11 protein-coding genes are annotated in these 12,973 nt (G+C 74.2%); 6 read left to right on the plus strand and 5 right to left on the minus strand.

Going from position 1 to position 12,973, the window contains the following annotated elements; translation table 11 throughout:
• Positions 1–174: 174 nt before the first annotated feature.
• On the plus strand, positions 175–1,467 hold the full coding sequence (locus ACFVWY_RS05385; protein ID WP_389867529.1) for a hypothetical protein: 1,293 nt from the start codon (positions 175–177) through the stop codon (positions 1,465–1,467).
• An 89-nt stretch (positions 1,468–1,556) separates the two neighbouring features.
• Here the strand turns inward: ACFVWY_RS05385 and ACFVWY_RS05390 are convergent, their stop codons facing one another.
• Positions 1,557–2,489 (minus strand): carbohydrate kinase, encoded by a 933-nt coding sequence (locus tag ACFVWY_RS05390; protein ID WP_389867530.1) that lies wholly within the window; start codon positions 2,487–2,489, stop codon positions 1,557–1,559.
• 98 nt (positions 2,490–2,587) lie between these two features.
• Positions 2,588–3,493 carry a LysR family transcriptional regulator gene (locus ACFVWY_RS05395; protein ID WP_389867532.1) on the minus strand — a complete coding sequence of 302 codons (906 nt, stop codon included), beginning with the start codon at positions 3,491–3,493 and terminating at the stop codon, positions 2,588–2,590.
• A gap of 79 nt (positions 3,494–3,572) precedes the next feature.
• Here ACFVWY_RS05395 and ACFVWY_RS05400 point away from each other — a divergent pair, with 79 nt between their 5' ends.
• Positions 3,573–4,823, plus strand: coding sequence for an MFS transporter (locus ACFVWY_RS05400; RefSeq protein ID WP_389867533.1), 1,251 nt, complete (start codon positions 3,573–3,575; stop codon positions 4,821–4,823).
• Here the strand turns inward: ACFVWY_RS05400 and ACFVWY_RS05405 are convergent.
• Complete coding sequence (locus ACFVWY_RS05405; protein ID WP_389867535.1) at positions 4,813–5,130, minus strand: cupin; 318 nt, start codon at positions 5,128–5,130, stop codon at positions 4,813–4,815. The two genes, ACFVWY_RS05400 and ACFVWY_RS05405, sit on opposite strands and share 11 nt — an antisense overlap.
• Positions 5,131–5,177: 47 nt before the next feature.
• The gene (locus ACFVWY_RS05410) at positions 5,178–5,657 is read right to left on the minus strand and encodes a GNAT family N-acetyltransferase (RefSeq protein WP_389867537.1); all 480 of its coding nucleotides are present in this window, start codon (positions 5,655–5,657) and stop codon (positions 5,178–5,180) included.
• Positions 5,658–6,218: 561 nt separating this feature from the next.
• Between ACFVWY_RS05410 and pgm the strand changes: the two genes are divergently transcribed.
• From pgm to ACFVWY_RS05425, 3 genes are all read left to right on the plus strand, one after another.
• On the plus strand, positions 6,219–7,859 hold the full coding sequence (pgm, locus tag ACFVWY_RS05415) for a phosphoglucomutase (alpha-D-glucose-1,6-bisphosphate-dependent) (protein WP_389867539.1): 1,641 nt from the start codon (positions 6,219–6,221) through the stop codon (positions 7,857–7,859).
• Between the two features lie 106 nt (positions 7,860–7,965).
• Positions 7,966–8,583, plus strand: coding sequence for a TetR/AcrR family transcriptional regulator (locus tag ACFVWY_RS05420; protein WP_389867541.1), 618 nt, complete (start codon positions 7,966–7,968; stop codon positions 8,581–8,583).
• A 50-nt stretch (positions 8,584–8,633) separates the two neighbouring features.
• Positions 8,634–10,337, plus strand: a complete 1,704-nt coding sequence (locus ACFVWY_RS05425) for an acyl-CoA dehydrogenase family protein (protein ID WP_389867543.1) — start codon at positions 8,634–8,636, stop codon at positions 10,335–10,337.
• Between the two features lie 92 nt (positions 10,338–10,429).
• Here ACFVWY_RS05425 and ACFVWY_RS05430 read toward each other — a convergent pair whose 3' ends face one another.
• On the minus strand, positions 10,430–10,729 hold the full coding sequence (locus tag ACFVWY_RS05430; RefSeq protein ID WP_389867544.1) for a DUF1876 domain-containing protein: 300 nt from the start codon (positions 10,727–10,729) through the stop codon (positions 10,430–10,432).
• A gap of 665 nt (positions 10,730–11,394) precedes the next feature.
• On the opposite strand from ACFVWY_RS05430, the gene ACFVWY_RS05435 reads away from it, so the two are divergent.
• Positions 11,395–12,972, plus strand: coding sequence for an exopolysaccharide biosynthesis polyprenyl glycosylphosphotransferase (locus ACFVWY_RS05435; protein ID WP_389867546.1), 1,578 nt, complete (start codon positions 11,395–11,397; stop codon positions 12,970–12,972).
• Position 12,973: the final 1 nt, after the last annotated feature.

The raw sequence follows: 12,973 nt of genomic DNA on the forward strand, positions 1-12,973 counted from the left end.
ATCACCCCTACTGGCTGTCGAACGGCCGTAGCCCCCCTGAGGATGCGGGCAATGAGCCGATCGGGTCATCTGCTGCTCCGGCGCGTGTCCCGGGGCGCACACCCTGGTGACCGCGTTGCGCCATCCGCAGCAGTCCGCCACGCGGGACGCCGGAAGCGGCAGTCACCTGGAGGGATGGAAGCGGACCACGATCAGCCGGAGCCCTCACGCGACGACGCCGAACTGGCGGCGCTGCGGGCCAGGGTGGCCGCGCTGGAGGCGGGGGGCGGGAGGTGGCACCTGCCGCGTGCCCGGTCGTTCCTGGCGGTGCTGGCCGTGCTCGTCGCGACCCTCCTCACCCCGCTGGGCATCGTGTCCACCTGGGCGAAGAACCAGATCGGCGACACCGGGAACTACGTGGCGATGATGGCGCCGCTGGCCTCCGATCCCGATGTACGGACGGCGGTGACCGACCGTGTCACCGGCGTGGTCATGCAGCACCTGAAGGTGAAGGACCTGCTGGCCGATGTCGCGCCCGAGGACCGGCCCGCGCTCGACCGGGCGCTGTCGAAGCTGAGCGGCCCCCTCACCACGGGCGTCACCGAGTTCGTGCACGCGACGGTGGAGAGGTTCGTCTCCAGCGACGCCTTCGCGGAGATCTGGACCGACCTCAACCGGGCCTCCCAGTCCGCCGTGGTGAAGGCCCTGTCCGGGAGCAAGGAGGGGGCGGTGCAGATCACCGGCGACACCGTCACCGTCGATCTCGCACCCGTCATCGACCGTGTGAAGCAACGGCTCGTCGACCGGGGGCTGAAGGCGGCGGCGAAACTCCCGGACGTCCACACCGACTTCACCGTGCTCACCGCCCCCTCGGTGGGCAAGGCCACGATGTGGTTCCGGGCCCTTCAGCTCATCGGCCTCTGGCTGGCGCCGGTCACGCTGGCGCTGGCCGCGAGCGGGGTGCTCCTCGCGGTGCGCCGACGGCGTGCGCTGGTGGCGACGGCCCTCGCGATGGCGGCCGGGGCGGTGGTGCTGGGGCTCGCCCTGTGGCTGGGCCGGGCGTTCTACCTCGACAGCCTGCCCTCCGAGGTCTCGCGGCCCGCCGCCGGTGCGGTCTTCGACGCGCTGGCCGGGCCCATGCGGGTGCTGGTGCGGCTGGTCGTCACGCTCGGCATCGTGGTGGCGGTCGCCGCCTGGCTCACCGGTACGGGCCGGGCCGCGGCCCGGGTGACGGCGATGTGGAGCGGCGGCATCGGCGCGGCGCGGGAGGCCGCAGGGTTCACCGGTGGCCCGGCCGGCCAGTGGGTGCACCGTGCCCGGCGCCCGCTGAACTGGACGGTGGTCGCGGTGGCCGCGGCGGTCCTGGTGGTGTGGGACCGGCCGACCGGGCTGGTCACCGTGTGGATCGCGGTGTGCGCGCTGTTCGCGCTCGCGGTCGTCGAGTTCCTCGACGACGACAGCGGCCCGCACCTGACGGCGCCCGGCTGACGGCGCCCGGCCGGCAAGGCCCGGCCGACGGGCCGAACGTCACGGAACCGTGCGGGGATGCACGGCAGCACGGGACTGCGGGGCCGGGCTCAGCGAGCCTTGAGCGCCCCCCGCAGCTCCGCCGTGTCCGGCGGACTGGCCCCCGCACGGGCGACGGTCACCGCGGCCGAGGCCGCCGCCTGCCGCAGCACGTCGGCCACCTGGGCCCGGTCGGCGCGGCGCAGCCGCTCCCGGCCGTCCGCGCCGAGCAGACCGTGCGCGGCCAGCGCGTGCAGAGCGCCCGACATGAACGCGTCGCCCGCCCCCACCGTGTCGACGACCTCGGCGGGCAGCGCGTCGACCGCCTCCCGCCCGTCGGGCAGCACCGCCAGCGCCCCGTCGCCACCCCGGGTGACCAGGACGAGCGCCGGTCCGCTCGCCAGCCACCGCTCGGCGACCCGCTCCGGTTCCTGGCCGGGGTAGAGCCAGTCCAGGTCCTCGTCGCTGGCCTTGACCACATCGCTGAGCGCGACACACCGCTCGACCCTGCGGACGGCGGTGCCGTGGTCCCCCATCAGGGCGGGGCGCACATTGGGGTCGTAGCTGACGGTGGCCGTGGCCCGCAGCGACTCGACGGCGCCGACGACGGTGGCCTCGCCCGGCTCCAGCACCGCGGCGACGGAACCGGTGTGGACGTGGTGCGGCGGCCGGTCCAGGGCGACCGGGCCGAGCGTCCAGCCGATCTCGAAGGTGTACGTGGCCCGGCCCGCCCCGTCCAGGGCCACGGCGGCGGACGGGGTGGCGGCCGTGGCCCCGTCGGTACGGACCTCGACGCCCGCACGGGCGAGATGGTCCCGGATCAGCCGGCCGTGGGCGTCCGGGCCGAGCTGGGTGAGCAGGGTGGTGGCGTGGCCGAGACGGGCCAGGCCGTGGGCGACGTTGGCCGGGCTGCCGCCCGGGTGGACCCGGTCGGCCAGGCCCGGCCGTCGGACGATGTCGGCGACGCACTCGCCGATGACCAGCAGGTCGAATCTGTCGGGCATGGGACGGGGCTCCTGCCGTGCGGTGGCGAACGTGTACCGGCCGGGCGGGTGCCCGGGGGCTGCTGCCCCGATCCTGCCGTGTGCGCGGCGGTGCCCGGTCACGGCCGCGTGACCGGCCGGCCGGCCGCGTCCCCGGGGTCGACACCGAGTCCGGTCAGGAACGCGGCGGCGGCCGGGGTGGGCTGGGAGCGGCTCCAGACCAGACGCTCCGTACGGGCCGGGGCCCCGGTGACGGACAGCAGCCGTACGCCGGTCAGTTCCGCCGCGAAGGCGGACGGGAGCATCGCGATGCCGAGCCCGCCGCGGACCAGCCGGACGATGAAGTCGGTGCCGTTGACCTCGCACGCCACCTCGCGGGTGAGGCCCCGGGCGGCGAACGCCTCCTCCGACTGCGCACGGGCCGCGGTGCCGTCCGGGTAGTCGACGAACAGCTCCTGCGCCAGCCGCGCGAGGTCCACCTCCCGCTGCCCGGCCAGCGGATGAGCGGGGGACACGACGGCGACCAGTTCGCCGGTGCTCAGCTCGTGGTCGCTCACCCCCTTCGGGCGGTAGCTGGGCAGCACGCCCAGGAACGCCACGTCGACCGTCCCGTCCCGCACCTCCTGGACGAGGTCCTTGCTGGCGCCCTCCCGCAGCACGATCCGTACCTGCGGGTGGCGCAGGTGGAACGCCCGCAGCGCCGCCGGGACGTCGACCGCCGAGACGGTCGGGATGACCCCCACCGCGAGCCGTCCCCGTACCTCCCCCGCGGTCGCGGCGACCTCGGCGCGGGCCCGTTCGGCCGCGTCCAGCGCCTGCCGGGCCGCCGGCAGGAACGCCTCGCCCGCCGCGGTGAGCCGCACCCGGCGGCTGGTGCGGTCGAAGAGCCGGGCGCCCAGCTCCTTCTCCAGCCGGGCGATCTGGTGGCTCAGCGCGGACTGGACGACCAGGCACCGTTGCGCGGCGCGGGTGAAGCTGCCCAGTTCCGCGACCGCGACGACATAACGCATCTGCTGAAGTTCCATTCATCCATCGTGAATCACGATCGATGAAATGAAAAACATGTGTTGGACTCATCAATGGTGTCTCCCTGAAGCTGAACGCATGGCTCACACCACTCAGGACGTCCGCGGCCGGGCCGTGCCCCGCGCCCTTCCCCAACCGCCCGCCCTCGGGCGCGGTCTGGTTCTGCTGATGGCGCTCGCCGCCGCCCTCTCCTGCGCCGGGAACTACTTCGCGCAGCCGCTCCTCGACATCATCGAGGGGAGTCTGCACCTCGGGACCACCGCGGCCGGGCTGATCGTGACCGCCGCCCAGGCCGGATACGCGCTGGGGCTGATCCTGCTCGTCCCGCTCGGGGACGTGCTGGACCGGCGGCGCCTGGCCGTGGGCCTGTTCGCCCTCACCGCGTTCTTCCTTCTGGCGACGGCCGCCGCGCCGACCGGTCCGCTGCTGATCGCCGGAACCCTGCTGACCGCACTGACCTCGGTCGGGGCGCAGGTGGTGGTGCCGTTCGCGGCGGCGCTCGCGGCTCCGGCCGAGCGCGGCCGGATCGTCGGCGTCGTGATGTCCGGTGTGCTGCTCGGCGGGCTGTTCGGGCGGCTGGCCTCGGGCGCGCTCTCCGAACTGGGCGGCTGGCGGACCGTGTACTGGGTCAACGCCCTGCTCATGGCCGTGATGGCGTGGCTCCTGCACCGCAGGCTGCCCCGGCTGCCCCGGCCGGACGACACCGCCACGATCTCGTACGCCGGGCTGCTGCGCTCCACGCTGGCGCTGCTGCGCGAGGAGCCCGTGCTGCGTCGGCGGGCGGTCTTCGGGGCCTTCTCCATGGCCTCGTACAGCGTGCAGCTGACCGCGCTGACGTTCCTGCTGACGGGGTCGCCCTTCGGCTGGAACGCGCCCGCCATCGGGCTGTTCGGCCTGGTGGGTGTCATCGGGGTGGTCGGCATGAACATCGCGGCGCGGCTCGGCGACCGCGGCCGGGTGCAGGTGGTCTCGGCGACCGCCGCTGTGCTCCTGACGCTCGCCTGGCTGCCGCTGCTGGCCGGCAGGACGTCGCTGCTCTGGCTGTCGGTGGGCGTGATCCTGCTGAACATCGCCCAGCAAGCCGGTCTCAACAGCAGTCAGAACGTGATCTACGCGCTCCGCCCGGAGGCCCGCAACCGGATCAACTCCGCCTTCATGACGCTGTTCTTCATGGGCGGGGCTGCCGGGGCCGCGCTCGCCTCGGTGGTCTGGTCCCGGGCTGGCTGGAGCGGCATCTGCCTCCTGGGCGGCTCGCTCGCCGCGGGCAGCCTGGTGGTGTGGATCCTGGAGCGCGTACGGGCGCCCCGGCCCGGCACCGTCAGTCGTTGACGGCGGTCAGCAGCACCACGGAGTCCTCCAGCGCCAGCAGCCCGTGCCGCTCCTGCGGGATCGGCCGGAGGCCGCCAGCCCCCATCTCCACGTCGCCCGAGGCCGCCGTGAGCCGGACCCGGCCGCGCAGCACCTGGAGCGAGGCGGCGGCGGGGGCGTTGTGCTCGTCGAGGGCGGAACCCGCGGTGAGGGCGATGACGGTCTGCCGCAGCGGTTCCTCGTGCAGCAGGCGGTGGGCGCTGCGGCCGTGCGCGGAGGCGCGGGCCGCGGTCAGGTGCTCGTCGGCGAGGGCGTTCAGATCGTTCATACGCCCACTGTGCCGCAGGCCCCGCCCGCCCGCGATCCTGCCGCCGGTCAGCCGTTGGCCGTCCAGCGGTATCTGACGTCCGGTTCCTTCTCCTCGTTGCGGCTTCCGTCGTCGAAGGCGACGGCGGTGAATCCGTGCCGTTCGTAGAAGGCCCGGGCGTCGGTGTTGCGCTGGAAGACGTGGAGCGTGAGCTCCCCGGCCGCCCGCTCGCGCACCTCGGCCAGCAGCAGCGACCCGACCCCCCGGCGCCGTACGTCGGGGCGCAGATAGAGGTGTTCCAGCTCGGTCCCGTCGAGGGAGGCGAAGCCCAGCAGTTCCCCGGCCCCGGTCTCGGCGATCCGCACCGTGGTACCGGGCAGGACCACATGGGTCATCCAGGCGAGGGTCTCCTCGTCGCTGTGCACCTTCGGCAGGTACGGCATGGCCGCGGCGCGCGAGGCGAGGAAGAGCCGGGTCAGCGGCCCGGCGTCCCCCGGGGTCGCCCCGCGGAGCACCACCCGGTCCTCCGGCACAGAATCGTTCGGCACCCTCTCGTCCCCTCCTCGTCCGGCCGGTCCCGGCGGACCAGCCGTCACAGGGGCCGAACCTACACGGTCCGAAGGCGCCGGGCGGAGATCGGCCGACGGCCTCCAGCAGCGCCCGCGCCGCCGGTGTTCTCCTCTTCGGCGGCTGGGCTGGCGCCGAGGCCGGGAGGGTGCGCACGGCTGGTCCCTGCGGCCGGAAGGCGGCTGGCGGAGCGGGGCGGCGGCGTCGTCCCGCCTGCCGCTCCCGGCGAGGGTGCGCCCGACCGGCCGCGGCGCGCGGGCACGGAGGCGGAACGGGAGCTGCCGGGCGGCCGGGGTGACGCGCGGCGGCCTGGGCACGCTGCCCGGGATGCGGCCGGGCAGCGTGGGGTCCGGGGAGGCCGCCGACGGCGTCGAGGCGGCCGAGCGGGCACGGCGGTAGCGGCCGGTGACCGGCGCGCGGGCGCCGGTGGCGCGGATGCGCGCCCGCGCCTGACCGGCGGGGCGGTCTCGGCACGGCGCGGGCCGCCCGGGAAAATACGGCGGGGGGAACCGAACCGACCACCGACACCAAGGAGTGGGCAGATGCCGCACGAGCGAGCCGGACAGCCGGCCCGGCCCGAGGATCTCATCGACGTGGCCCGGCTGGTGACGGCGTATTACGCGCTGCACCCGGATCCGGCCGAGCCGGACCAGCGGGTGGCGTTCGGCACCTCAGGCCACCGCGGTTCGGCCACGGCCACCGCGTTCAACGAGGACCACATCGCCGCCACCAGCCAGGCGATCTGCGAGTACCGGGCGCTCCAGGGCATCGACGGGCCGCTCTTCCTCGGCGCCGACACCCACGCGCTGTCGGAACCGGCGCGGGTCACCGCGGTCGAGGTGTTCGCGGCCCATGACGTCACCGTGCTGGTCGACCCGGCCGACGGCTACACCCCGACCCCCGCGGTCTCGCACGCCGTCCTGGTCCACAACCGGGGCCGGACGGAGCGGCTCGCTGACGGGGTGGTGGTGACGCCGTCCCACAATCCGCCGGGCGACGGCGGGTTCAAGTACAACCCGCCGAACGGCGGCCCCGCCGGGTCCGGTGCCACCGGCTGGATCCAGCGGCGGGCCAACGAGATCATCGCCGCGGGGATGAAGGAGGTGCGCCGCCTTCCGTACGCCCGCGCACGGGCGGCGTCGACCACCGGGACGTACGACTTCCTCGGCGGCTACGTCGACGACCTGCCGTCGGTGCTCGACCTGGACGCGGTCCGCGCGGCCGGGGTGCGGATCGGCGCCGATCCGCTGGGCGGGGCGTCGGTCGCGTACTGGGGCCGGATCGCCGAGCAGCACCGGCTCGACCTCACGGTGGTCAATCCGCTGACCGATCCCACCTGGCGGTTCATGACGCTTGACTGGGACGGGAAGATCCGGATGGACTGCTCCTCCCCGTACGCGATGGCCTCACTGATCGCACAGCGCGACCGGTTCCAGATCGCGACGGGGAACGACGCCGACGCCGACCGGCACGGCATCGTGACGCCGGACGCCGGGCTGATGAACCCGAACCACTACCTGGCCGTCGCCATCGACTACCTGTACCGGCACCGCGAGAACTGGCCCGCCACGACGGGGATCGGCAAGACGCTGGTCTCCTCGGGGATGATCGACCGGGTCGCCGCCGGGCTCGGCCGTGAACTGGTCGAAGTGCCGGTCGGCTTCAAGTGGTTCGTGGACGGGCTGGCCGACGGCTCGCTCGGGTTCGGCGGCGAGGAGTCCGCGGGGGCGTCGTTCCTGCGCCGCGACGGTTCGGTGTGGACGACCGACAAGGACGGCATCCTGCTGGCGCTGCTCGCCTCGGAGATCCTCGCGGTGACGGGATCGTCCCCCTCCGAGCACTACGCGGCGCTCACCTCCCGGTTCGGCGAACCGGCGTACGCCCGGATCGACGCCCCCGCCGACCGTGAGCAGAAGGCGGTCCTCGCCCGCCTCTCCCCCGCGCAGGTCACCGCCGACACCCTGGCCGGTGAACCGGTCACGGCGGTGCTGACCGAGGCGCCCGGCAACGGGGCACCGATCGGCGGCATCAAGGTGACCACCGAGAACGCCTGGTTCGCGGCCCGCCCCTCGGGCACCGAGGACGTCTACAAGATCTACGCGGAGTCCTTCCTGGGCACGGACCACCTCACCCGGGTCCAGGAGGAGGCGAAGGCCGTGGTCTCCGCGGCGCTGGACGCCTGAGCCAGGGGCGACGGCCGGTGCCGGTGATCCGGCACCGGCCGTTGCGCCCGGCCGGGAACAGTGCTTGGCTGGACACCACAAGATATGAATCGGGGTTCAGAACATCATGGCCTACCGACCCACCGCCCGCACGGAGGCGACCCGGCTCGCCCACCGCGAACGGCTCCTCGACGCGGCACGGCAACTGCTCGCCGAGGGCGGGTATCCGGCGGCCAGCATCTCCGCGCTCGCGCGGCGGGCCGGTGTCGCGACCGGCAGCGTGTACAACCACTTCACCTCCAAGCAGGAACTGCTGGCCGCGGTCTTCCGGCATGTCGCGGGTCATGAGCTCGACGCGGTGCGGGAGGCGGTACGCGCCCGCAGCGGCGCCGCGGAGCAGCTGCGGGCGCTCGTCGAGGTCTTCTCGTACCGCGCGCTGCGCAGCCCCCGTACGGCCTGGGCGCTGCTGGCCGAGCCGGTCGATCCGCTCGTCGACCAGGAGCGGCTCGTCTACCGGCGGGGCTATCACGAACTCGCCGGGACGATCATCGCCGCCGGTGTGCGCACCGGTGAACTGCCGCCGCAGAACGTCGAGCTGTCTGCCGCCGCGGTGATCGGCGCGGTCGGCGAGGCGCTGCTCGGCCCGCTCTCGCCGGTCGGCGGGCACGCCGGAACGGAGGCGGAAGCGGTCGTGGAGAGCATCACCGCGCTGTGCCTCAGGGCGGTCGGCACCCAGAGCGCCTGAGCACCGGCCCGCACCGCCGCACCATCGACGAACAGGACAGGAGCACCGCCATGACCGTCACCGGACACCGCACCGGCCCGCACCCCGGGGCCCCGGCACCGCACCCCACCCATGTGGTCACCAACCAGGCACCGCCCCGCAGGGATCTCGACGAGTACGGCACCAACGCGCCGCTCGCCGAGGCCGTCCGGGTCTTCGGCGCGGCCTGGCACGAGCCGGAGCTCCACGAGATCGGCACCCTGGTCGGCTCCGAGGGCTTCCAGACCGCCACGGAACTGGCGCACACCTCGCCGCCCGTCCTGCGCACCCACGACCGGTACGGCAACCGGGTCGACGAGGTCGAGTTCCATCCGGCGTACCACGAGGTCATCGGCGCGTCCGTGCGCCACGGCACGCACACCGCGGGCTGGGCCGACCCGAAGCCCGGGGCGGCGGTGGCACGGGCGGCGTCCTTCATGCTCTTCGCGCAGATCGAGCCCGGCCACGCCTGCCCGATGTCCATGTCGCACGCCGTGGTCCCGGTCCTCCAGCGTGATCCGGACGTGGGACGGGACTGGCTGCCGGGCCTGCTCAGCCGCTCCTACGATCCCCGGACGATCGCCCCGGGCGCCAAGTCAGGGCTGATCTTCGGCATGGGGATGACGGAGAAGCAGGGCGGTTCCGACGTACGCGCCAACACCACCCGGGCCGTCCCGCTGGCCTCCGGCCCCGAGGGCCGGGCCCATCTGCTGACCGGCCACAAGTGGTTCTTCTCGGCCCCGCAGTCGGACGCGTTCCTGGTGCTGGCCCGGGCGGAGGCCGGGCTGACCTGCTTCCTGGTGCCGCGCGTCCTGGCCGACGGCACCCGCAACACCATCCGCGTCCAGCGGCTGAAGAACAAGCTGGGCAACAAGTCGAACGCCTCCTCCGAGGTGGAGTTCGACGGCACCTGGGCCGTCCGGATCGGCGACCCCGGCCGGGGCGTCGCGACCATCATCGAGATGGTCAACCACACCCGGCTCGACTGTGTGCTCGGGACCACCGCGGGCATGCGCCAGTCGGTGTCGGAGGCGATCTGGCACGCCCGCCACCGCAGCGCCTTCGGCGCCCGGCTGGCCGACCAGCCCGCCATGACGGCGGTCCTCGCCGACCTGGCACTGGAGACGGAGGCGGCGACCTGGACCTCGCTGCGGCTGGCGCACGCGTACGAGAGCGGCAGCGGTGAGTCCGAGGAGCTGTTCCGGCGGCTGGCCACCGCCGTGTCGAAGTACTGGGTCTGCAAGCGCGGCCCGCACCACGCCTACGAGGCGCTGGAGTGCCTGGGCGGCAACGGCTACACCGAGGACTGGCCGCTGGCCCGGCGCTATCGCGAGCAGCCGGTGATGGCGGTGTGGGAGGGGTCGGGCAACGTCATCGCGCTCGACGTGCTGCGGGGCATCGGCCGGACCCCGCAGGCGCTCGACGCGTTCTGGGCCGAGCTGGACACCACGGCCGGGGCCAGTGCGGTGCTGGACGCGCACGTCCGCCGGGTACGCCGGGAACTCGCCGAGAACCTGAGCGACCCGGTCGCGGCACAGCTGCGGGCACGCGCCTCGGTGGAGGGCATGGCACTGGCCCTCCAGGCCTCGCTGATGCTCCGCCACGCGCCCGGGGCGTCGGCGGAGGCGTTCGTCGCCGCCCGGCTCGGCGAGGAACGCGGCCATCAGTACGGCGTCCTGCCGCGCGGCACCGACGCCGCTTCGATCGTGGAGCGGCACTTCGGCCCGGAGAGCTGAGCCGCCCGCCCCCGGGCCCGGGGGCGGAACGGGTCGCGAACGCCCGCCCCGGGCCGACCCACGGGGCCCGGGGCGGTATCGCGGGTCCGGATTCAGGCCGTGGCGTCGGGCCAGGCGTACGGCGGAGCTACGGCGCCGGTCACGGGTTTGCCGCCCACGGTCTCCATCTCCTTGTCGGCGGCCTTCATCAGCTGTGCGGCGATGTCCTTCATGGCCCGGCCCGCCGCGAGGTCGTCGCCGATGACGGGTACGTCCACGTCCTGCGGGTTGCAGCGGGCCACGCCGTGCCCGGTGACAGGTCCGGAGCTGGTGTCCAGGACCGCCTCCGCCCTGGTCGTGCCGTCGTCCTCGGTCAGGCCGAGGCGGAGCCGCCACTCCTGTGTGCGGGTCATCGCGCACCTCCTGCGACCGCGCCCGGTCGCGTCGCGCCGCCTCCACGCGGTCCTGCCACCAGCATCCCTCCGGCCGGGCGGGTCCGCGCGTTTCCGCTCGCCCTGCGGGGACGGCACCACCGGAACAGGGCACGGGAGGCCGCCGCCCCAGCAGGCGGGCGCCGGGCGGCCTCCGTGGCACGGCTCCGGATCGAACGCGCCTGCGAGGGAGCGGGCCGAGGTCATGGAGCGGCAGGCACCTGGCCGGGCCGGGGGCGGTCGGACCCGCCCCCGGGTCCGTCGGCACACCCGTCCCATGCCACACCGAAACGTTTCGGCCAACGAGCGTCACCGTGCCGCCAGTCGCTCGTTTGTTGGCCGGGGAAGACCTCCCGACGACATGGCGTCGCGGACCAACCTGGTGGACGCCCCGGGCGATCACCGGTGCACATATCCGCACACCACCCGATTCAGGTGCACTCCAAATGCCACACATAACCACAGACCAAGAGATCCGTTACGGAACGGGACGAGGCCCGAGCCAGTGCGCATGTCTGAACTTCACGAGAACTCCAGCGAAATGCCACACGTGTGGATATCGTGCAGCGAGCGCGGGCGCATCCGTCAGTCCATGAGATGGACGGATGCGCCCCGTTTGTGAGGCCGCGATCGTGACTGGGGGGTTCATGAGGCATGTCGAGCTACCCGATTCGGACAGGACCGCGCGGCTGGGAGCGGCCAGGGCCCCACGCCCGCGCTTGCTGCCGGACCGGCCCCGCGGCGACGGACCCGACGCGCCGCGAAGAGCACCGGCCGCACCGCGTGAAGGAGCGGGGCTCCCCGCCGCCGCCAGGGGAGCGGCGACCGGACGCATACCCGGCATACCGGCCCTCATACCGGCGCTCCTCGGCGCCGAGCTCCTCGGGCTGGCGGTACCCGCGTGGCTGGTGCTGCGCGCCGACGGCCTGTCCCCGGCGCCGCTCGTCGCGTCCGTGGCCGTGGCCGCGCTGCTCTGGACGGGCCTGCGGGCGTTACGCGGCCGGTACGCCGACCGCCTCCCCGGCGAAGCCCCGGGCGTCCTGGGCGCGGCCGGTGACTGGCTGCTGTTCGTGGGCGCGCTCGCCGTCCTGCGCACCCTGACCGGCGATCCGGCCAGCCCCGGCACGGCGGTCCTGGCCGTGCTGCCCGCACTGCCCACCGCGCTCGCGGCGCAGGCCCTGCGGCGGCTCCCCCGGACCGGGCACCGGGGCCGCGCGGTCCGGCGGGTGCTGGTGGTCGGCGAGGCGCCGGGGGTCGAACGGGCGGTCCGGCTGCTCGCGTCCCGGGCCGACCATCCGTACCGGGTCGTGGCCGCGGTTCCGGTGGGGGGCGTGGCGCTGGAGTGCGGAGTGCCGGTGCCGGGCCGTCTCGCCCCGGAGCCCGCCGACGACGACGTGTCGACCGTGCTGGGCGGGGCCTTCGCCCAGGACGCGGACCTGGCCCTGGTGGTGCCCGGACCCCAGCTCTCCGAGGAACGGCTGAGCAGGCTCTCCTGGGGGCTGCACGACGGCGGGCTCCCGCTGTCCGTCCTGCCGGGGCTCTCGGGCATCGCGGCCGCCCGCATCCGGCCCGTCGCGGCGGCCGGACTCACCCTGCTGCACATCGCTCCGCCCCTGCGCCGGGGGCCGCAGCCGGTCGTCAAGGCCGTAGTGGACCGCCTCGGCGCCGTCCTGGGCCTGCTGGCCCTGGCGCCGCTGCTGGTGCTGATCGGCGTGGCGGTCCGGCTCGGCTCCGCCGGACCGGTCCTCCACCGCCAGATCCGCCAGGGGCAGCACAACCGGCCCTTCACCCTGTGGAAGTTCCGCACCATGGTCCCCGACGCCGAGAGCCGCAAGCAGCGCCTGACCGCCGCGAACGAGGCCGACGGCCCGATGTTCAAGATGCGCCGCGACCCCCGGGTCACCGTCATCGGCCGCCTGCTGCGCCGGACCTCCCTCGACGAGCTGCCCCAGCTGGTCAACGTGCTCCGCGGCGACATGTCGCTGGTCGGCCCGCGCCCCCCGCTGCCGGACGAGGTGTCCCGCTACGACGAGCGCGAGCTGCGCCGCCTCGCGGTGAAGCCGGGGCTGACCGGTCTGTGGCAGGTCAGCGGCCGTTCCGACCTGTCCTGGCAGGAGACGGTGTCCCTCGATCTGTGGTACGTCGACAACTGGTCGGTGGCCACGGACATGGGACTGATGGCCCGAACGCTGCGCGCCGTCGCCGACGGCCGCGGGGCGTACTGAG

It is taken from the genome of Streptomyces sp. NPDC058195, from assembly GCF_042883525.1.
GTDB lineage: Bacteria > Actinomycetota > Actinomycetes > Streptomycetales > Streptomycetaceae > Streptomyces.

Excerpts from the sequence above, each read along its gene's own strand:
- ACFVWY_RS05385 (WP_389867529.1), top strand. The coding sequence starts at position 175 with ATGGAAGCGGACCACGATCAGCCGGAGCCCTCACGCGACGACGCCGAA.
- ACFVWY_RS05390 (WP_389867530.1), bottom strand. The coding sequence starts at position 2,489 with ATGCCCGACAGATTCGACCTGCTGGTCATCGGCGAGTGCGTCGCCGAC.
- ACFVWY_RS05395 (WP_389867532.1), bottom strand. The coding sequence starts at position 3,493 with ATGGAACTTCAGCAGATGCGTTATGTCGTCGCGGTCGCGGAACTGGGC.
- ACFVWY_RS05400 (WP_389867533.1), top strand. The coding sequence starts at position 3,573 with ATGGCTCACACCACTCAGGACGTCCGCGGCCGGGCCGTGCCCCGCGCC.
- ACFVWY_RS05405 (WP_389867535.1), bottom strand. The coding sequence starts at position 5,130 with ATGAACGATCTGAACGCCCTCGCCGACGAGCACCTGACCGCGGCCCGC.
- pgm (WP_389867539.1), top strand. The coding sequence starts at position 6,219 with ATGCCGCACGAGCGAGCCGGACAGCCGGCCCGGCCCGAGGATCTCATC.
- ACFVWY_RS05420 (WP_389867541.1), top strand. The coding sequence starts at position 7,966 with ATGGCCTACCGACCCACCGCCCGCACGGAGGCGACCCGGCTCGCCCAC.
- ACFVWY_RS05425 (WP_389867543.1), top strand. The coding sequence starts at position 8,634 with ATGACCGTCACCGGACACCGCACCGGCCCGCACCCCGGGGCCCCGGCA.
- ACFVWY_RS05430 (WP_389867544.1), bottom strand. The coding sequence starts at position 10,729 with ATGACCCGCACACAGGAGTGGCGGCTCCGCCTCGGCCTGACCGAGGAC.
- ACFVWY_RS05435 (WP_389867546.1), top strand. The coding sequence starts at position 11,395 with ATGAGGCATGTCGAGCTACCCGATTCGGACAGGACCGCGCGGCTGGGA.